Origin of the sequence: Pseudomonas sp. HMSC063H08 (assembly GCF_001813645.1) — a bacterium.
In the GTDB taxonomy this organism is placed as follows: domain Bacteria; phylum Pseudomonadota; class Gammaproteobacteria; order Pseudomonadales; family Pseudomonadaceae; genus Pseudomonas; species Pseudomonas aeruginosa.
The window spans coordinates 21,123-40,007 of record NZ_KV813593.1; the positions used below are offsets into that span (position 1 = coordinate 21,123).

At 63.2% G+C, this 18,885-nt stretch carries 21 protein-coding genes and 1 pseudogene; 12 read left to right on the forward strand and 10 right to left on the reverse strand.

Going from position 1 to position 18,885, the window contains the following annotated elements; all coding sequences use genetic code 11:
- Nucleotides 1-3 precede the first annotated feature (3 nt).
- Nucleotides 4-1,779, reverse strand: a complete 1,776-nt coding sequence (aspS, locus tag HMPREF2924_RS27280; RefSeq protein ID WP_003123218.1) for an aspartate--tRNA ligase — start codon at nucleotides 1,777-1,779, stop codon at nucleotides 4-6.
- Nucleotides 1,780-2,218: 439 nt separating this feature from the next.
- Between aspS and HMPREF2924_RS27285 the strand changes: the two genes are divergently transcribed.
- Entirely contained in the window at nucleotides 2,219-2,689 is a 471-nt protein-coding gene (locus HMPREF2924_RS27285; RefSeq protein WP_003086103.1) for a Dps family protein, read from the forward strand.
- A gap of 213 nt (nucleotides 2,690-2,902) precedes the next feature.
- A complete protein-coding gene (locus HMPREF2924_RS36825; RefSeq protein WP_003086101.1) occupies nucleotides 2,903-3,517 on the forward strand; it encodes a cold-shock protein in 615 nt (204 codons plus the stop codon).
- A gap of 48 nt (nucleotides 3,518-3,565) precedes the next feature.
- Here HMPREF2924_RS36825 and HMPREF2924_RS27295 read toward each other — a convergent pair whose 3' ends face one another.
- Together HMPREF2924_RS27295 and HMPREF2924_RS27300 are read right to left on the reverse strand one after the other, a co-directional pair.
- Entirely contained in the window at nucleotides 3,566-3,775 is a 210-nt protein-coding gene (locus tag HMPREF2924_RS27295) for a SlyX family protein (RefSeq protein WP_003086099.1), read from the reverse strand.
- Nucleotides 3,776-4,204 (reverse strand): HIT family protein, encoded by a 429-nt coding sequence (locus tag HMPREF2924_RS27300; RefSeq protein ID WP_003086095.1) that lies wholly within the window; start codon nucleotides 4,202-4,204, stop codon nucleotides 3,776-3,778.
- A gap of 718 nt (nucleotides 4,205-4,922) precedes the next feature.
- Between HMPREF2924_RS27300 and oprD the strand changes: the two are divergent.
- Nucleotides 4,923-6,255 (forward strand): annotated as a pseudogene (gene oprD, locus HMPREF2924_RS27305) (outer membrane porin OprD).
- Nucleotides 6,256-6,318: 63 nt separating this feature from the next.
- Here oprD and HMPREF2924_RS27310 read toward each other — a convergent pair.
- Nucleotides 6,319-6,726: a PaaI family thioesterase gene (locus HMPREF2924_RS27310; RefSeq protein ID WP_003086091.1), complete on the reverse strand. Its 408-nt coding sequence runs from the start codon at nucleotides 6,724-6,726 to the stop codon at nucleotides 6,319-6,321.
- 107 nt (nucleotides 6,727-6,833) lie between these two features.
- Here HMPREF2924_RS27310 and HMPREF2924_RS27315 point away from each other — a divergent pair, with 107 nt between their 5' ends.
- Together HMPREF2924_RS27315 and HMPREF2924_RS27320 are read left to right on the forward strand one after the other, a co-directional pair.
- Entirely contained in the window at nucleotides 6,834-8,549 is a 1,716-nt protein-coding gene (locus tag HMPREF2924_RS27315; RefSeq protein WP_003134223.1) for a proline--tRNA ligase, read from the forward strand.
- Nucleotides 8,550-8,557: 8 nt separating this feature from the next.
- Entirely contained in the window at nucleotides 8,558-9,514 is a 957-nt protein-coding gene (locus HMPREF2924_RS27320; protein ID WP_003086088.1) for a hypothetical protein, read from the forward strand.
- 16 nt (nucleotides 9,515-9,530) lie between these two features.
- Here the strand turns inward: HMPREF2924_RS27320 and HMPREF2924_RS27325 are convergent, their stop codons facing one another.
- Complete coding sequence (locus HMPREF2924_RS27325; RefSeq protein ID WP_003102385.1) at nucleotides 9,531-9,806, reverse strand: acylphosphatase; 276 nt, start codon at nucleotides 9,804-9,806, stop codon at nucleotides 9,531-9,533.
- Complete coding sequence (locus tag HMPREF2924_RS27330) at nucleotides 9,806-10,270, reverse strand: TlpA disulfide reductase family protein (RefSeq protein WP_003134233.1); 465 nt, start codon at nucleotides 10,268-10,270, stop codon at nucleotides 9,806-9,808. Before HMPREF2924_RS27330 ends, HMPREF2924_RS27325 begins: the two co-directional genes overlap by 1 nt.
- Before the next feature lie 344 nt (nucleotides 10,271-10,614).
- On the opposite strand from HMPREF2924_RS27330, the gene HMPREF2924_RS27335 reads away from it, so the two are divergent.
- Nucleotides 10,615-10,998 carry a hypothetical protein gene (locus HMPREF2924_RS27335; RefSeq protein ID WP_003102388.1) on the forward strand — a complete coding sequence of 128 codons (384 nt, stop codon included), beginning with the start codon at nucleotides 10,615-10,617 and terminating at the stop codon, nucleotides 10,996-10,998.
- A gap of 10 nt (nucleotides 10,999-11,008) precedes the next feature.
- On the opposite strand, the gene HMPREF2924_RS27340 is transcribed toward HMPREF2924_RS27335, so the two are convergent.
- Both HMPREF2924_RS27340 and HMPREF2924_RS27345 read right to left on the reverse strand, forming a co-directional pair.
- Nucleotides 11,009-11,194 carry a hypothetical protein gene (locus tag HMPREF2924_RS27340; protein WP_003112577.1) on the reverse strand — a complete coding sequence of 62 codons (186 nt, stop codon included), beginning with the start codon at nucleotides 11,192-11,194 and terminating at the stop codon, nucleotides 11,009-11,011.
- A 158-nt stretch (nucleotides 11,195-11,352) separates the two neighbouring features.
- Entirely contained in the window at nucleotides 11,353-12,588 is a 1,236-nt protein-coding gene (locus HMPREF2924_RS27345; RefSeq protein WP_003117099.1) for a YihY family inner membrane protein, read from the reverse strand.
- A 124-nt stretch (nucleotides 12,589-12,712) separates the two neighbouring features.
- Between HMPREF2924_RS27345 and arsC the strand changes: the two genes are divergently transcribed.
- From arsC to HMPREF2924_RS27360, 3 genes are read left to right on the forward strand one after another with little or no spacing between them, the layout of a single operon-like run.
- Nucleotides 12,713-13,066, forward strand: a complete 354-nt coding sequence (arsC, locus tag HMPREF2924_RS27350; RefSeq protein WP_003134235.1) for an arsenate reductase (glutaredoxin) — start codon at nucleotides 12,713-12,715, stop codon at nucleotides 13,064-13,066.
- Complete coding sequence (wrbA, locus tag HMPREF2924_RS27355) at nucleotides 13,063-13,659, forward strand: NAD(P)H:quinone oxidoreductase (RefSeq protein ID WP_003102394.1); 597 nt, start codon at nucleotides 13,063-13,065, stop codon at nucleotides 13,657-13,659. Before arsC ends, wrbA begins: the two co-directional genes overlap by 4 nt.
- Before the next feature lies 1 nt (nucleotide 13,660).
- On the forward strand, nucleotides 13,661-14,080 hold the full coding sequence (locus HMPREF2924_RS27360; protein WP_003086072.1) for a DUF2069 domain-containing protein: 420 nt from the start codon (nucleotides 13,661-13,663) through the stop codon (nucleotides 14,078-14,080).
- A 198-nt stretch (nucleotides 14,081-14,278) separates the two neighbouring features.
- Here the strand turns inward: HMPREF2924_RS27360 and hda are convergent, their stop codons facing one another.
- The gene (gene hda, locus HMPREF2924_RS27365; RefSeq protein ID WP_003102398.1) at nucleotides 14,279-14,983 is read right to left on the reverse strand and encodes a DnaA regulatory inactivator Hda; all 705 of its coding nucleotides are present in this window, start codon (nucleotides 14,981-14,983) and stop codon (nucleotides 14,279-14,281) included.
- Nucleotides 14,984-15,184: 201 nt separating this feature from the next.
- A complete protein-coding gene (locus HMPREF2924_RS27370; protein WP_003123220.1) occupies nucleotides 15,185-16,222 on the reverse strand; it encodes a DUF2066 domain-containing protein in 1,038 nt (345 codons plus the stop codon).
- Nucleotides 16,223-16,435: 213 nt separating this feature from the next.
- On the opposite strand from HMPREF2924_RS27370, the gene purM reads away from it, so the two are divergent.
- The 3 genes from purM to HMPREF2924_RS27385 are packed head-to-tail and all read left to right on the forward strand — an operon-like array spanning nucleotide 16,436 to nucleotide 18,874.
- Nucleotides 16,436-17,497 (forward strand): phosphoribosylformylglycinamidine cyclo-ligase, encoded by a 1,062-nt coding sequence (purM, locus tag HMPREF2924_RS27375; RefSeq protein ID WP_003134243.1) that lies wholly within the window; start codon nucleotides 16,436-16,438, stop codon nucleotides 17,495-17,497.
- Complete coding sequence (gene purN, locus HMPREF2924_RS27380) at nucleotides 17,497-18,165, forward strand: phosphoribosylglycinamide formyltransferase (RefSeq protein ID WP_003134245.1); 669 nt, start codon at nucleotides 17,497-17,499, stop codon at nucleotides 18,163-18,165. The genes purM and purN overlap by 1 nt, the downstream gene beginning before the upstream one ends.
- On the forward strand, nucleotides 18,158-18,874 hold the full coding sequence (locus tag HMPREF2924_RS27385; protein WP_003086061.1) for a DUF3108 domain-containing protein: 717 nt from the start codon (nucleotides 18,158-18,160) through the stop codon (nucleotides 18,872-18,874). The genes purN and HMPREF2924_RS27385 overlap by 8 nt, the downstream gene beginning before the upstream one ends.
- Nucleotides 18,875-18,885 lie beyond the last annotated feature (11 nt).

Below are 18,885 nucleotides of genomic sequence, written 5' to 3' on the forward strand. Positions count from 1 at the left end.
GAATCACTCGGCCTTCGGCTGCTCGCGCAGGCGAATGTGCAGCTCGCGCAGGGCCTTGCCGTCCACGGAACCCGGTGCCTGGGTCATGACGTCGCCAGCGCTCTGGGTCTTCGGGAAGGCGATCACTTCGCGGATCGACGATGCACCGGTCATCAGCATGACCAGGCGATCCAGGCCGAAGGCCAGGCCGCCATGCGGCGGCGCACCGTACTTGAGCGCGTCGAGCAGGAAGCCGAACTTCTCTTCCTGCTCCGCCTCGTCGATGCCCAGCACGCGGAACACCGCCTGCTGCATGGACTTGTCGTGGATGCGGATGGAACCGCCACCCAGCTCGGTGCCGTTGAGCACCATGTCGTAGGCGCGGGAAAGCGCCGCGCCCGGATTGGCCTCAAGCTCGGCCGGGGTGCACTTGGGCGAGGTGAACGGGTGGTGCAGCGCGGACAGCGAGCCGTCGTCGTTCTCCTCGAACATCGGGAAGTCCACGACCCACATGGGCGCCCATTCCCGGGTGAGCAGCTTGAGGTCATGGCCGACCTTGATACGCAGCGCGCCCAGGGCATCGCAAACGATCTTGGCCTTGTCGGCGCCGAAGAACACGATGTCCCCGTCGACCGCGCCAACGCGATCGAGGATCACGTTCAGGTTGGCCTCGGGGATGAACTTCACGATCGGCGACTGCAGGCCTTCCACGCCCTTGGCGCGCTCGTTGACCTTGATGTAGGCCAGGCCCTTGGCACCATAGATGCCGACGAACTTGGTGTAGTCGTCGATCTGGCTGCGCGGCATGGAGGCGGCGCCCGGTACACGCAGGGCGGCGACACGCCCCTTCGGATCGTTGGCCGGACCGGAGAAGACCTTGAACTCCACTTCCTTCAACTGGTCGGCGACGTCCACCAACTCCAGCGGGATGCGCAGGTCGGGCTTGTCCGAACCGTAGCGGCGCATGGCCTCTTCGAACGGCATGTGCGGGAACTCGTCGAACTCGACGTCCAGCACTTCCTTGAACAGCTGGCGCACCATCTTCTCGGTGATGCCGATGATGTCGCTCTCGTCGAGGAAGCTGGTCTCGATGTCGATCTGGGTGAATTCCGGCTGGCGGTCGGCACGCAGGTCCTCGTCACGGAAGCACTTGGCGATCTGGTAGTAGCGATCGAAGCCGGCGACCATCAGCAGTTGCTTGAACAGCTGCGGCGACTGCGGCAGGGCGAAGAAGTGGCCCGGGTAGGTACGGCTCGGCACCAGGTAGTCGCGCGCGCCTTCCGGCGTCGGCCGGCCGAGGATCGGGGTCTCGACGTCGAGGAAGCCGTTGTCGTCCAGGTAGCGGCGAATGCTGCTGGTGATGCGCGCGCGCAGCTTCAGCTTGGCAGCCATCTCCGGACGACGCAGGTCGATGAAGCGGTAGCGCAGGCGGGTTTCCTCGCCCACATCGGAATATTCATCCAACGGGAACGGCGGAGTCTCGGCCTGGTTCAGCACTTCCAGTTCGTAGCCCAGTACCTCGATGGAGCCAGACGCCATGTTCGGGTTGCGCGCACCTTCAGGGCGCAGGCGCACCTTGCCGGTGATCTTCACCACGAACTCGCTGCGCACCCGGTCGGCCTTGGCGAAGGTTTCCGCACGGTCCGGATCGAACACCACCTGGGCCAGCCCCTCGCGATCGCGCACATCGAGGAAGATCACTCCACCATGGTCGCGGCGGCGGTGAACCCAACCGCAAAGGGTGACTTCCTGGCCGTCCAGGCTCTCGTTCAGTTGGCCGCAATAGTGGCTGCGCATCATGGTGTGGTTCGCTTCTCGTAAGTCTTGGATTCTGTGGAGCCGCCGGCTGCCTGGCGACCATTGCCGGGCTCTCGCCGGCCCTGACCGAGCACCGGAACCATCGGTACGCCCCCGGAAGGACATCTCCCGCGCTGCCCGGTGAACGGCAACGGCGAAGCACCCGCATCCGGGCCCACTTCGCATTGAAGGCGGGGATTATAGCCTGAAAAATCCATGGCTTGCAGCCAGCCCCGCCGGCCTGTCACGCGGGAAGCCAGGCCGTTGAACGGAAGCATTTCGCCGCACCCTGCGAACCATTCGCTTGACCGGGCAGTCGGAATAGATTCTCCCTATCGCCGCCTTTGACATAGACCAAGAGCGCTGGGAAAAACCCTGTGTTAGCCTCACTCCAACTGTTTCGGAGTGCCCCATTCACAAGGCCGACTGAAAGGAGAACGCCATGGAAATCAATATCGGAATCGGCGAACAGGATCGCGCAGCCATTGCCGAGGGCCTGTCGCGGCTACTGGCCGACACCTACACCCTCTACCTGAAAACCCACAACTTCCACTGGAACGTCACCGGCCCGATGTTCAATACGCTGCACCTGATGTTCGAAGGTCAGTACACCGAACTGGCCGTTGCCGTGGACGACATCGCCGAGCGCATCCGGGCCCTGGGCTTCCCGGCGCCCGGCACCTACGCCGCCTACGCCCGCCTGTCGTCCATCAAGGAAGAGGAAGGCGTGCCGGAAGCCGAGGAGATGATCCGGCAACTGGTCCAGGGCCAGGAAGCCGTGGTGCGCACCGCCCGCAGCATCTTCCCGCTGCTGGACAAGGTCAGCGACGAACCCACCGCCGACCTGCTCACCCAACGCATGCAGGTACATGAAAAGACCGCCTGGATGTTGCGCAGCCTTCTCGCCAGCTGATCGTCGATCGCTCGATAGAAAGCGGGGCCCGCCTCAGGGCCCCGCCCTCCCCTCCGGCGCCAACCGCTTGATTTGAGTAGCCTCCTGCTTTCCTGTTAAATAGCCGCCGTGCGTCACACGCATAGGCCGGCCGTCCTTCCGCACCTTTCGTTTCATGCACCGAAGCGCTGTCCGGCTACTTGATCGTTACCCCATCAAGGTGAACTCATTGACATGTTGAAAATCGTCCTTCTGGTCACGGGCGTCGCCGCCCTATTGCTGTCCTTCATTCCCAGCCTAAGAACCGAAGCCACACCCTTCCTGCAACATCCCGATGCCATCTACCTGGCCATTCTGGGCCTGATCAACCTGCTCTTCGCTCCCGTACTGCAATCGTCACATCCAACCCGCCCGCTGCAGGCCGGCGCAGCCGCCCTGCTGGTCCTGGGCGTCGTCCTGCAGGCACTGATCCTGCTGGCGCCGCTGCCGACCATCGCCGACCAGCCGGCGATCGTCCTGCCCCTGCTAAGCCTGGTGCTGGCCACGGCCCTGCAACTGGCGGGCAGCCTGAAGCCCGGCAAACCGGTCTCGCGCAGCGCCAGCGCCCCGACGGCCCTCGGCGGCAGCCAGGACAGCGGCAACCGGGAGACCGGTACCGTGAAGTGGTTCAACACCTCAAAAGGTTTCGGCTTCATTTCCCGCGATTCGGGCGAGGACATCTTCGTCCACTTCCGAGCGATTCGCGGCGAAGGCCACCGCATCCTCATCGAAGGCCAGCGCGTGGAGTTCTCGGTGGTACAACGGGACAAGGGCCTGCAGGCGGAAGACGTAATCGCCTCCCGCCGCTGACCGCCGCGAAAAACAGAAAACCCGCCGAACGGCGGGTTTTTTGTGCATTCAATAATGGGGAGGAGGCGCTTCGTCTTCCCCCGCCTCGCCCACCAGCCCCTGGACGTCTTCCAGACGCTTGATCAATGCCGCGACCTGAAGCTGCAGTCGCTCAATGCTGCGCTGCTGCTCGACCACCACATCGTTGAGAGCCTGCAAAGTGTCATCCTGGAAAGCCTGGCGGCATTCCAGGTCATCCATGCGCGCGTCCAGCTCCATCTAGGCCTCCCCGGCAAAACGGAAGCCGTCGGTCAGCACCATCCGCAACTTGCCGCGGATCGCCTCGACCTGCTCGGAAGAATAAGGCTGAGCCGGATGGCGCCCCCAGACAGGGCCGGGCCAGGCGTCGTCGCCACGTCGCCGGACGATCACGTGCATGTGGAGCTGGCTGACCACATTGCCCAGGTTAGCGACATTCATCTTGTCCGCACGGAAGGTGTCCTTGAGCACCTCTGCCAGCAGCGTGGCCTCGCGCCACAGCGCCTGCTGGTCATCGACATCGAGCTGGAACAGCTCGGTGACATCCTCCCGCCTCGGCACCAGGATGAACCACGGATAGCGGGCATCGTTCATCAGCAGCAGGCGGCTGAGGGGAAAGTCGCCGAGCAACAGGGTGTCCTGCTCCAGCCGGGGATCCAAAGCGAACATACTGACCTCTCCTGTTCGACCGTCATTCATGGACAGCTTAGCCCCTCCTTCCGAGAAGGGACCCGCCGTAACTGCCGCGCAGGATACTTCGCCGCCCGGCCAAAGCAAGCCCGCACATCCGCCCGCCCCAGCTTGGCGCGCCACTCCAGCCGAACGCCCCATAAGATGCCGGTCGAATGAATACAGCGCGACGTCGAACAGGAGACATGCCGTGGATACAAACGCATTCGCCACAGACAACTCGATGGCAACCAACCCTTGAAGCAGACGGATTACAAACAGGTTTCAAGGCATGATTCGTTTGCTTTCAAACAGAATAGCTTCGCTCTCGAAGAGACCAACTGGAATACATAGGCGAAGCCGTTTTCCAATTTGTGCACGGAGTTTGCTTATACCTCTTTCATCACAGTAAGAGGGGCCGCACGGAACATGACATTTTTATTACAAGACCCCGCCAATCGGGAAAAGCGACTTGAGAAGCGACCTCAACAAGAGTGACCAAGCCCGCGACATACGTCATTTTTTCAACTGCTCACCTACGCAGATGCGACATACGTCATGCAATTTTGCGACAACGCCGTAAAGAATCCGTCGCTTCGGAACCTCAACTATCGCCAAGAAACACTGCGTGCTATAAGTTAGCGCCGACAAGAAGAACTAGCCGTCACTGCGGCACTGTGATGGCAGAAATAATTTCAAAACCAAAGGAGCAATCACAATGAAAGTGATGAAGTGGAGCGCCATTGCACTGGCGGTTTCCGCAGGTAGCACTCAGTTCGCCGTGGCCGACGCATTCGTCAGCGATCAAGCCGAAGCGAAGGGGTTCATCGAAGACAGCAGCCTCGACCTGCTGCTCCGCAACTACTATTTCAACCGTGACGGCAAGAGCGGCAGCGGGGACCGCGTCGACTGGACCCAAGGCTTCCTCACCACCTATGAATCCGGCTTCACCCAAGGCACCGTCGGCTTCGGCGTCGATGCCTTCGGCTACCTCGGTCTGAAGCTCGACGGCACCTCCGACAAGAGTGGTACCGGCAACCTGCCAGTGATGAACGACGGCACGCCCCGTGACGACTACAGCCGCGCCGGTGGCGCCGTGAAGGTACGCATCTCCAAGACCATGTTGAAGTGGGGCGAGATGCAGCCGACCGCTCCGGTCTTCGCCGCCGGCGGCAGCCGCCTGTTCCCGCAGACCGCGACCGGCTTCCAACTGCAGAGCAGCGAACTCGAAGGGCTCGATCTCGAAGCGGGCCACTTCACCGAAGGCAAGCAGGGCACCACCACCAAGTCGCGCGGCGAACTCTACGCAACCTATGCAGGCGAGACCGCCAAGAGCGCCGATTTCATTGGGGGCCGCTACGCAATCACCGATAACCTCAGCGCCTCCCTGTACGGTGCTGAACTCGAAGACATCTATCGTCAGTATTACCTGAACAGCAACTACACCATCCCACTGGCATCCGACCAATCGCTGGGCTTCGATTTCAACATCTACCGCACAAACGATGAAGGCAAGGCCAAGGCCGGCGACATCAGCAACACCACTTGGTCCCTGGCGGCAGCCTACACTCTGGATGCGCACACTTTCACCTTGGCCTACCAGAAGGTCCATGGCGATCAGCCGTTTGATTATATCGGCTTCGGCGAGAACGGTTCCGGCGGCGGCGGTGACTCGATTTTCCTCGCCAACTCCGTGCAGTACTCCGACTTCAACGGCCCCGGCGAGAAATCCTGGCAGGCCCGCTACGACCTGAACCTCGCCTCCTATGGCGTTCCCGGCCTGACTTTCATGGTCCGCTATATCAATGGCAAGGACATCGATGGCACCAAGATGTCTGACAACAACGTCGGCTATAAGAACTACGGCTACGGCGAGGACGGCAAGCACCACGAGACCAACCTCGAAGCCAAGTACGTGGTCCACGTCCGGTCCGGCCAAGGACCTGTCGTTCCGCATCCGCCAGGCCTGGCACCGCGCCAACGCCGACCAGGCCGAAGGCGACCAGAACGAGTTCCGCCTGATCGTCGACTATCCGCTGTCGATCCTGTAATCGACCGACAGGCAACGAAAAAACCCGGCATCGCCGGGTTTTTTCTTCTCGGCGGCAACGCGCCTATAAAGGAAGGGCGTAGGTACCGGTCACATGGGCCACTAGGTCTTCCTCATTACTCTGCGAAAACACCCCGACCTCGCAGACGACCTGGCGCCGCCCCAGCTTGAGGATGCTCGCCTCGGCCAACAGGTCCTCGGGCCTGGGCTTGCTGAGGAAGTTGATGTTCAGGTTCGAGGTCACGGCCATCTCGACCGCCCCGAGACGCCCGAGAATGACCGCGTACATCGCCGCGTCGGCCAGCGCCATGATGGTCGGGCCGGACAACGTTCCACCGGGACGCACCAGCTTGCCGTGAAAAGGTATGCGCGCCAGCGCATGTCGTTCGTCGAGACGCTCGACACGAAAATCGATGTCCTCGGCCATGGGCAGCCCCATGCGGATCAACGCCTGTACCTGCGCCGCGTTCATTGCCTGCTGACTCCTCATCATCGATGGCCGGCGCCCTGTACGCAGCCAGACCGGCACCGTACAATGCCCAGCCATTCCTCCCGATACAACCGACATAACGGCCAAAGATGCGTACCAGTCAGTATCTGCTTTCCACGCTCAAAGAAACCCCCGCCGACGCGGTGGTAATCAGCCATCAACTGCTGCTTCGCGCCGGCATGATCCGTCGCCTGGCCTCGGGTCTCTACACCTGGCTGCCAATGGGCCTGCGGGTACTGCGCAAGGTCGAGACCATCGTCCGCGAGGAAATGAACGCTGCCGGCGCCCTGGAAGTGCTGATGCCGGCGGTGCAGCCGGCCGAGCTGTGGCAGGAGTCGGGGCGCTGGGAGCAATACGGCCCTGAGCTGCTGCGCCTGAAGGACCGCCACGAGCGCGAATTCTGCGTAGGCCCGACCCACGAAGAAGTGATCACCGACCTCGCGCGCAACGAGCTGAACAGCTACAAGCAACTGCCGATCAACTTCTATCAGATCCAGACCAAGTTCCGCGATGAGATCCGCCCGCGCTTCGGCCTGATGCGCGGACGCGAATTCATCATGAAGGACGCCTATTCCTTCCACCTGAGCCAGGACTCGCTGCAGCAGACCTACGACGGGATGTACCAGGCGTACAGCAAGATCTTCTCCCGCCTCGGCCTGGATTTCCGTCCCGTGCAAGCCGACAACGGCTCCATCGGCGGCAGCGACTCCCATGAGTTCCACGTGCTGGCCAACTCCGGCGAGGACGATATCGTCTTCAGCGACAGCTCCGACTACGCCGCGAACATCGAGAAGGCCGAAGCCGTGCCGCGCGAGAGCGCCCGCGGCAGCGCCACCGAGGACATGCGCCTGGTCGACACGCCCAACATCAAGACCATCGCGGCCCTGGTGGACGGCTTCCAGCTACCGATCGAGAAAACCATCAAGACCCTGGTGGTGCATGGCGCCGAAGAAGGCACGCTGGTCGCCCTGATCGTCCGCGGCGATCACGAACTCAACGAAATCAAGGCCGCCAACCAGCCGCTGGTCGCCAGCCCGCTGGTATTCGCGTCGGAGGCCGAGATCCGTGCCGCCATCGGCGCCGGCCCCGGCTCGCTGGGCCCGGTCAACCTGCCGATCGCCTGCATCGTCGACCGCTCCGTCGCCCTGATGAGCGATTTCGCCGCTGGCGCCAACATCGAGGACAAGCACTACTTCGGCGTGAACTGGGAGCGCGACCTGCCGCTGCCCGAGGTCGCCGACCTGCGCAATGTCGTCGAAGGCGACCCCAGCCCGGACGGCAAGGGCACCCTGGTGATCAAGCGCGGCATCGAGGTCGGTCATATCTTCCAGCTTGGTACCAAGTACAGCGAAGCGATGAAGCTGAACGTCCTGAGCGAACAGGGCAAGCCGGTCAACCTGATCATGGGCTGCTACGGCATCGGCGTATCCCGCGTGGTCGCCGCCGCCATCGAACAGAACCATGACGAGCGTGGCATTCTCTGGCCAAGCGCACTGGCGCCGTTCCAGATCGCCCTGGTACCGCTGAAGTACGAAACCGAGAGCGTCAAGCAGGCGACCGACAAGCTCTATGCCGAGCTGACCGCAGCCGGTTTCGAAGTGCTGCTGGACGATCGCGACAAGAAGACCAGCCCCGGGGTGAAATTCGCCGACATGGAGCTGATCGGCATTCCCCACCGCATCGTGATCAGCGACCGCGGCCTCAACGAAGGCGTCCTGGAATACAAGGGCCGCCGTGACAGCGAGTCGCAGAACCTGCCGATCGGCGAACTGATGTCGTTCATCACCGAAAAACTCAGCCGCTGAGCGTAACGATGCCCACCGGAAGACCCCTGCGCCTATTCGCCGCCGCCCTGTGCGGCGGCCTTCTGCTGAGCGGCTGCGCCAACCAGTTGCCGCAGCGTAGCGAGCATGAGGAGCGCGTCGAGCGGAAGCTGCTCGAACATACCCTGCAAGTCGATGTCGGCCAGCCCGATGTGCTCGAACTACCGCAGCGCCGGGTCCGGATCAACGACCAGAAGTCCTTCGAGGTCACCGAGTTCGAGGTGACGCGCCGTTACGACCGCTATACGCCGTACCAGGCCTGGCGGGAGATCTACGAGATCCCGTTGGGCGCGGTGGCGCTGGTGGCCGGCGTCGGAGCGAACATCGTCAACGTGGTGACCTTCGGCAGCGTACCGGACAACATCACCCATGGCTGGATCAACTATGGGCTGGCCGGGGTGAATCCGTTCATGAACGTGGAATCCAACGGTCGCGCCGAACAGAATCTCGCGAGCATCGACGAGAAACAGCGCGACAAGCGCCTGGAATACTCCAGCCTGCCCTGGGCGGAGCGTCCGGTCATGGTCAGTTCCGGCAAGGAACTCAACGAACTGCTTACCGACCGTCATGGCGTGCTGCGCCTCAACCTGCTTGACAGCCCCTTCGCCGAACAGGACATCAGCCGCATCTCGCAGATACATCTTTCGGTGAGCGACCCACAGGATGGTACCCGCGCCGATGCCAGCCTCCGCGTCAGCCGCAGCCTGCGCGGCAAGCTCCTGGAAGCTCACGCCCTGATCTATGACGACCTGGAAGGCGATGACGTCCACCACTGGGTCCATCGGGTGAAACGCCTCGCGGAGCTGGGCCTGGAAGAAGAAGCCAGCGAACTGGAACAGAGCCTGATCGAGCTCACGCGCAACGACCCCGAACTGCAGCAGCAGTTCATGCATGCCCTGCTCCGGGATGCCGGACGCCTGGCCGCGGACCCTGGCGAGACGCCCTGACGGCGAACTCGCCTCGTCAGCGACGGACGACGAAGCCAGCGATCCCCTGCAGCGGCATTTGCTCGACCTCGACCGCAGAGACCTCCGCGTGCCGCGGGCCCCGCCCCAGCCATCGCTCCAGGGCTTTCGCCCGGTCCTCCTCGCCCTCCCAGACGACCTCGACACGCCCGTCATCCAGGTTTCGCACCCAACCGTCGAGTTCGAGGCGATCAGCCTCTTCCCGGGTCGCCTGACGGAAACCGACGCCCTGTACCCGGCCGCCGACATAGGCATGCAAGCAGATCCTCGCCATCAGCCTCCCTCCCGCAAAGCCTCGAGCTGTTTCAATATGCCATCGGCCGTCTGCTCGCCCAGCAGACGCTGACGCATTTCCCCCCGAGCATCGACGATATAGGTGACAGGCAACGCTTCGCTGCGAGGGAGCTTGAAGCGATGCGCCGGATCATCGGCCAGCACGGTGAAGCGAATCCCCATGCCATCGGCCGACTTCTTCAACTCGGCATCGCGCAAGCCATCGAAATTCACGCCAATGACGCGCCCGCCCTGCCCTTCCAGCACCTGCGCAAGGCGATTCATCTCCGGAATCTCGGTCCGGCAGGGCGCGCACCAGTCAGCCCAGTAATTGACCACCAGCCAATGCCCGTCCAACTGCTCCGCAGCGACAGGACGCCCGTCCTGGTCGACTCCGTAATCCGCCGAACAGCCCGCGAGAAACAACACCGCAGCAGCGCCCAGCGGGCGTAGCCAACTCCCCATGTCAGGAACCTCTCGAGTCAGGAAAACATCGGCCGGACCAGGGCAACCCGGCGCGGCACTATGGCGAGACCTTACTGGAAGCCATCCACCTCTGCAAAACCGAGTGGAGACGAATATGGGAAGAAGAAGCCCCGATACTTCCTACAAGGCACAAAGTGCGAGAAGAGTCACGACGATCGCCGTCGAACCGCACAGTTTGACGCAAAGGACCACCCCTATAATCCGCGTGCCACACACGACGCGACGACTCAACCGGCCGTATGCCCAGGCATCGGCAGGATCGACTTGGGGAGAAGTCGAGAGCGACGAGTCCGAAGCCCTTTTAAACGGACACACTGCTGCTTATGAAAGACCATCTGATCGGAAGCGTCCCCGCACACCTGGTGGATGCCGCACGCCCGACCCTGACAGCCCACGAGGGCCTGGTCGCGGACTACAACATTGCCGCCTGGCTACATCTTCCGGATGCCTGCGACCTGCTGGTGTCACTGGTGGTCAGCTATCTGGATGGCGGGCGCCAGCGCGAAGTGGCGGTGGATCACGGACGAATCGACCGCCAGCAACGCATCCTGCTTTCCGGCATTGCCCGCCTACCCGTACGGCAGAAAGTGGAGAACATGCAGGTACGCCTGAAGTCGGCGACGGCCTTTTCCCGACTGGTCGTGGAGGAGTTCTTCGTACAAGCGGTGGAGCAGGAAAACAGGACCCAGCAGCTGTCCGAAGCTTGAGCCGGATCGCTCAGCCCTGGCGCACCTGATCGAGCAGGGGTTCGTCCCGCGCTTTCTCAGGCGACGGTTCGCTGACGCTACGCGCCGGCACCAGCGACTCCGGCCAACTGCTGAACTGCAGCCCGGTAATCCGGTTCAAACGCTCAAGCGCTGCCTGCTCATCCTTGTGATGCAAATGGACGACCTTGTTCGACATTGGGAGCATGAACGGGAACCTCGGCGGAACTACGGAGTGAAACGACTGTCACACGAGGGTTTGCCAGAAGCGTGCCAACAGCGCTTTCCCTGCGCTTGCTGGGATTCCTCCGGCAGAATGCAGCGCCTCATGCACATCGTTCGCCGCAAACTGACACTTTACGTCACCTTCGCTCCCGAGGTTCCGTCCGCCAGCCAGTGGGCCAGGCTTTCTCCGAACAGCGCCTCCTGCTCCACCTGCAAGCGTTCCATCGCCTGCTGGAACGGCGGATACCACGCCTCGTCCAGATTCGCAGGCATGCGCTCTCGGCTAGGCATGGGCCAGGGGCAGCGATTCAGCAAGCGATGCAGACTGTAGGCGCCAAGATCCCGGCACAGCACCCACTCACCTCCGCCGGCGCGGCAGACGAACTGCTCCTTCTCGAGAAAGTCCAGCAGTTCCTCCCACTCATCCTCGGGCAACAGCCAACCCGCACGATGCAAGTGGGTCAGGCGCAGCGATTGTCCAAGCTGCTGGCGTTGGTGGAACACCCTCAGCACGCCGAGCAGGACGATCAGCTTGGGCAGCGAGCGCCGCCGCCAGAGACGGGAAGAAGAGAGATTGCAGACCAGCACCGCGCCGAACAGAACGATCATCCAGGAAAGATAGATCCACAACAGGAAGATAGGCACGGTGGCGAAGGCACCGTAGATCAGTTGGTAGCCGGGAAACAGGCTTACGTACAGCCCGAACAGGGTTTTCGCGGCTTCGAACAGTACCGCGGTGAACACGCCGCCCATCAGGGCATGGCGCACCGGGACCCGGGCGTTCGGGACCGCCGAATAGAGCAGGGTGAAGGCCGCCACGCTGAACGCCAGCGGCATCAGCCCTAGCAGCGTCTCCGCGCCCGGCAACGCGTCCGGGCCATGGAGCAGCGACAGCGAAGTGATGTAGGTGGTCACGGCGAAGCCGGCCCCCAGCAACAATGGGCCCAGGCTGAGGATCGCCCAGTAGAGGAGGAACCGCCCGACACCCCGGCGTGGCTGGCGAACCCGCCAGATCTCGTTGAAGGCTTTCTCGATGGTCACCAGCATGGTGAAGGCGGTGACTGCCAGAAAGACCACCCCGACCCAGGTCAGGTGCCGGGCCTGGGTGGTGAAACTCTTCAGGTAGGTTTCCACCGCTTCTCCAGCGGAAGGCACGAAATTGCGAAAGATGAAAGTCTGGATCGACTCGCCCATGCCATGGAATGCCGGAATCAGCGAAAGCATGGAAAACATCACCGTCATCATCGGCACTACCGCGAACAACGTGGTGTAGGTCAGCGCCGCCGCGCTGTTGGGAGCCTTGTCGGTGACGAAGCGATGAGCGAGGAAGCGAGCGAACTCGACCCCATCGTTGAAATGTTCGCGCATGCCCTCTCCTTGAAGTCGCGCCGGTTCTTCGCCTCTCGGGGCGGTACTTCGCGCCGACGGGTTCAGTCCTGGTCGACGAGGCGGTTAGAATAGCCGTCACTTCACCGGCCATGCGACCCCTGACATGAGCGAACTGATCCTGTTGCACAATCCGCGCTGCTCGAAATCCCGCGCAGCGCTCGAACTGCTCGAAGCCCGCGGCCTGCAACCGCAAGTGGTGCGCTATCTGGAAACCCCGCCGAGCGCCGCCGAGCTGAAAGCGATCCTGGCCAAGCTCGGCATTCCCGCCCGCCAGTTGCTGCGGACCGGGGAGGACGAATACAAGGCCCTCGGCCTGGATGAGCCCAGTCTTGGCGAAGAGGCCATCATCGAGGCAATGGCCAAGCATCCGAAGCTGATCGAGCGCCCGGTGCTGGTCGCGGGTGACAAGGCGGTGGTTGGCCGGCCTCCGGAAAGAGTCCTGGAGATCCTCGTTTGAGCAGTCCCTACATCCTGGTGCTGTACTACAGTCGCCATGGCGCTACCGCTGAAATGGCCCGGCAGATCGCCCGTGGCGTCGAACAAGGCGGCTTCGAAGCGCGCGTACGCACGGTTCCCGCGGTATCCACCGAATGCGAAGCGGTCGCCCCGGACATCCCCGCGGAGGGGGCGCTGTACGCAACCCTGGAGGACCTGAAGAACTGCGCAGGCCTGGCCCTCGGCAGCCCGACCCGCTTCGGCAACATGGCTTCCCCGCTGAAATACTTCCTCGACGGTACCAGTAGCCTGTGGCTGACCGGCGGCCTGGTCGGCAAGCCGGCAGCGGTCTTCACCTCCACCGCCAGCCTGCACGGCGGCCAGGAGACCACTCAGTTATCGATGCTGTTGCCGTTGCTGCACCACGGCATGCTGGTCCTGGGCATTCCCTACAGCGAACCCGCCCTGCTGGAAACCCGCGGCGGCGGCACGCCTTACGGCGCCAGCCACTTCGCCGGCGCCGATGGCAAGCGCAGCCTCGATGAGCACGAACTGACCCTGTGTCGCGCGCTGGGCAAACGCCTGGCGGAAACCGCCGGCAAGCTGGGGAGTTGAAATGGCCCGCAAGAACAAACCGCTGCCCGAAGTAGCGTGGCTGCAGCCGCGCCTGGCGCTCAGCCGCGCCATCAGCCTGGGAAGCTTCGTCGGCCTGGTCCTGCTCATCCTCATTCGCGACCTGATCTACGCGGACGCCCATGGTGCGGCGAGCTGGGTGCCCTGGCTGGTCCTCGCCTTCAAGCTGCTGCCGCTGCTGGTGGTGGCCCCCGGACTGCTCATGGGCAGCGCGCGCGGGCATGCCTGGGCCTGCTACGTGGTCAACCTGTATTTCATCCTCGGCGTACTCGCCGCCTTCGATCCCACGCAGCGCCTGTTCGGCTGGGCCGAAGTGCTACTCAGCGTGACCTTGTTCTGCGCCGCGCTGCTCTATACGCGCTGGCGATTCCAGTACGACCGAAGGGTCGCCGGGGAACGCTGATGGTAAGGCAGGAGCCCCTCCTGCCCTGCCTGCGCCGCTTTCCAGTGCCGACCGCCGGTAAGCCTGCAGACAGCCAGCGCTCCGGTATTGCCGGCGCATGGATGGAGAGACGGATAGAAGGCGGTCACTTCCTGCTGCAAGCGAAACCCAAGGACTGCGGCACGGCCATGCGGGAGTTCGCCGACGGACTGTCGACGCCTACCAGCCGAGGGTTTCCTTGAGGAAAGGAATGGTCAGCTTGCGCTGAGCCTGGAGCGAAGCGCGATCCAGTTGCTCCAGCAGATCGAACAGAGAGTTCATGCTGCGCGAACCGCGGTTGAGGATGAAACGACCGACTTCATCGGTCAGATGCAAGCCACGACGGGATGCCCGCAGTTGCAGGGCACGAAGCTTGTCCTCGTCGGAAAGACCGTGCAACTGGAAGATCAGCGCCATGGTGAGGCGGGACTTCAGGTCCGGCAGCTTGACCTGCAGCTCCCGGGGCGACTTCGATGCCGCCAGCAGCAGGCGCCGACCGGTATCGCGCAGTCGATTGAACAGGTGGAACAGCCCCTCTTCCCACTCTCGCTTGCCAACCAGCACATCCAGGTCGTCGATGCAGACCAGCTCGCACTGCTCGAGATCGTCGAAGATTTCCGGGCCGTACTGCACCAGATCTGCCATCGGCAGGTAGATGGTTCGCTCTTCGAACTGCTCGAAACGCAAGCAGGCCGCCTGCAACAGGTGGCTGCGACCGACGCCGTCGTGTCCCCAGAGGTAGATGAGGCTTTCCGCCCAGCCAGCCTCGGCTTCGCACAAACGCTCGACATATCCCAGTGCCGCGGCATTGGCACCGGGATAGTAGTTGGCGAAGGTGGCGTCGTCGCGCAGACGCACACTGAGGGGAAGCTGAATAGGTTTCATGCCAGGCTGGGCGGACAATCCGAAAACGCCGCAGGAGTCACCGTAAAGGCTGCAAAGTTTATACGCCTCGGCAAGGCCGCACAATGAGCAACTAGGCAAGCAAAATCAAAGGTTTGCCGATAGCCGAGGCTCCTTGCCCAGAGCATCGGCCGGTCGCGCGCCGGCCCGCTCCGTTGCATAGGAGCGGATCGGCGCGCCGACTCACTGCCAGCGGAAATTCAGTTGGGACGACGACGGCACCGCCGCGCTGGGCGCTGCGGGCTGGCCGGAGGCATCCAGCGGTACGCTGTCGGCCGGGATTTCCTGCAACTGCGCCAGGCCCAGCTGGGCACGTAATTGCTCGGGACTGGCCTTCACGGAATAGTCGAGGCGATCGCCCCGCACGCCTACCAGACGCGCGCCGAACGGATCGAGCAGGCGTTGCAACTCGGCATAGCGTGCCAGTGTCGCGCCCTGGACCTGGAGGGTCAGGCCGGTCGCCGCTCCCGGCGTGGCAACGAAACGAGTGGACAGGCGGTTGCCGACGGCCAGCATCACGCTGTCTGCCAACGCGTCGGGCGTAGCGCCTTCAGCCTGGCCTTGCTCCCGCGAATCGCCCATCCACAGCCGCCATTGCGCCTGCCATTTGCCGTCCGCCTCCTTGGCGTCCACTGCCAGCAAGGCATCGGCGGCATAACGCTCGGAGGCTGCGCGCAGGGCATCGGGTTGGGCGGCGGTGAGGTTCTCCGGGGTACCGACGATCTGCTCGTCGAGATCCGCCAGAGGCAGGCGCAACGGCAAGCCGCGGTTCTGCGCCGCACGCTTGAGCGGTTCGGCCGAGGCCTGGTTGTCACCGACCAGGGTGCTGCCATCGGCGCTTTCGTTCAGCCACCAGGCCAGCACCGCCGGTCGGTTGGCGCCCCAGCTCGGCAGGCCGGCGGCCCGCAGCGCATTACCGGTGGCGGTTGGATCGAAATCGACCACCAGCGCCAGCGGCGGACCATTTTCGAAGGCGTACTGGCTGATCAGTTGCTGCGGATCCTTCAGGTACCCCGCCAATGCCGGATTCTGCGGCGCCTGCGGATTGCCGGTCAGGCGCACCAGCAGGGTCTGCAGGGCTCGCACCAGTCCGGCATCGCGCTCCCCGGGCTGCTGCGACGAAACCGGCTCGTGGACCTGGTAGAGATTGGGGACCGTTGCCGCGAAGACGGGCAAGCCTAGCAGGGAAAAACAGAGAACGAAGAGTCGGGCTATGCGCATGGAGGGCTCTCGACGAACGGATGGGAACGGCGGCGACGAGCTGTGAAGGCCGCGCAAGTGGACCTATACCTTAAACAGCAGTCCGTCCAGCGGCAACCGAGATGGCCGCTGCGTGGCAAGCCTGATAAAATCGCGCGCCTTCAAAACCGGCAAACAGCGTTGCACGCCTGGGCGGCCGGCCGATCTCCGAATTACCCCTATAGGCCTGGATTTATGAGCAGCAAGCAACCCTCGTTGAGCTACAAGGACGCTGGTGTGGACATCGACGCCGGCGAAGCCCTGGTGGAACGCATCAAAGGCGTGGCCAAGCGCACCGCACGCCCGGAAGTGATGGGCGGCCTCGGCGGCTTCGGCGCCCTCTGCGAAATCCCGGCCGGCTACAAGCAGCCGGTGCTGGTATCCGGCACCGACGGGGTGGGCACCAAGCTGCGCCTGGCGCTCAACCTGAACAAGCACGACAGCATCGGCCAGGACCTGGTGGCGATGTGCGTCAACGACCTGGTGGTCTGCGGCGCCGAGCCGCTGTTCTTTCTCGACTACTACGCCACCGGCAAGCTCAACGTCGACGTCGCCGCCACCGTAGTCACCGGCATCGGTGCCGGTTGCGAACTGGCGGGCTGTTCCCTGGTCGGCGGCGAGACCGCCGAAATGCCCGGCATGTACGAAGGCGAAGACTATGACCTGGCCGGCTTCTGCGTCGGCGTCGTGGAAAAGGCCGAGATCATCGACGGCTCCAGGGTCCAGGCCGGCGACGCGCTTATCGCCCTGCCCTCCTCCGGCCCGCACTCCAACGGCTACTCCCTGATCCGCAAGATCATCGAGGTTTCCGGCGCCGACATCGAGCAGGTCCAACTCGACGGCAAGCCGCTGGCCGACCTGCTGATGGCGCCGACCCGCATCTACGTCAAGCCGCTGCTGCAACTGATCAAGCAGACCGGCGCGGTCAAGGCCATGGCTCACATTACCGGCGGCGGCCTGCTGGACAACATCCCGCGCGTCCTGCCGAACAACGCCCAGGCCGTGATCGATGTCGCCAGCTGGAACCGTCCGGCGGTATTCGACTGGCTGCAGGAACAGGGCAACGTCGACGAGACCGAGATGCATCGCGTACTCAACTGCGGCGTCGGCATGGTCATCTGCGTGGCCCAGAGCGACGCCGAGAAAGCCCTGGAAGTCCTGCGTGCCGCCGGCGAGCAACCCTGGCAGATCGGTCGCATCGAAACCTGCGGCGCGGACGCCGAGCGCGTGGTCCTGAACAATCTGAAAAACCACTGATGCCGAAACTCTGCAATGTCGTGGTGCTGATTTCCGGCTCCGGCAGCAACCTGCAGGCGCTGATCGACAGCCTCCGGGAGGGCGCCACGCCGGCCCGGATCCGCGCGGTGATCTCCAACCGCGCGGACGCCTATGGCCTGGAACGCGCGCGCCAGGCCGGCATCCAGACCGAGGTGCTCGATCACAAGGCCTATGCCGATCGCGAAAGCTTCGACCAGGCCCTGGCACAACGGATCGATGCCCATGAACCGCACCTGGTGATCCTTGCCGGGTTCATGCGCATCCTCAGCGCCGATTTCGTTCGCCATTACCAGGGGCGACTGCTGAATATCCATCCCTCGTTGCTGCCGCGCCACAAAGGGCTGCATACCCATCAACGCGCCCTCGAAGCCGGCGACCGCGAGCACGGTTGCAGCGTGCACTTCGTGACGGAGGAACTCGATGGGGGGCCACTGGTCGTACAGGCAGTAATCCCGGTAGAGTCGCAAGATACGCCGGAATGCCTGGCCAGACGGGTTCACGAGGAAGAACACCGGATCTACCCGCTGGCCATGCGCTGGTTCGCCGAGGGCCGCTTGCGCCTGGGCGAACAGGGCGCCCTGCTGGATGGCCAGGCCCTGCCTGCCACCGGCCATCAGATTCGCACCAAGGAGATTCGCAATGCGTAAAGCCATGCTGTTCCTGCTGACGCTGCTGACCCTGCCGGCCTATGCCTTCGAGCTGAAGCCGTTCACCGCCAGCTATACCGCCGACTGGAAACAGATGCCCATCAGCGGCAATGCCTCCCGCAGCCTGAAGGCTCTCGGCGACGGCCGCTGGCAACTGGACTTCGAGGCCTCCATGCTGCTGGCCAGTCTCAACGAAGTCAGCACCTTCAAGGTCGAGAACGACACCTTCCTGCCACAGACCTACCGCTTCGCCCGCCAAGGTCTGGGCAAAGGCAAGCAGATCGAACTGGACTTCGACTGGTCGCAGAAGCAGGTGCTCGGCAGCGACCGCGGCGATGCGGTGCGGCAACCCCTGAATCGCGGTCAACTGGACAAGTCCACCTATCAACTGGTCCTGCAGCATGACGTTGCCGACGGCAAGAAGAGCATGAGCTACCAGATCATCGAGGGCGAGGATGTCGATACCTACGACTTCCGGGTTCTCGGCGAGGAAAAGGTACGCACCCAGGCCGGCCTGATCAACGCGATCAAGGTCGAGCGCGTGCGTGATCCGGGCAAGAGCAACCGCAAGACCATCCTCTGGTTCGCCAAGGACTGGGACTACCTGCTGGTCCGCCTGTACCAGATGGAAACCGACGGCAAGGAATACCAGATCATGCTCAAGGAAGGCACCATCGACGGCAAGACCGTCACTGGCGAAAAGAGCTGACCCCCTCTCCC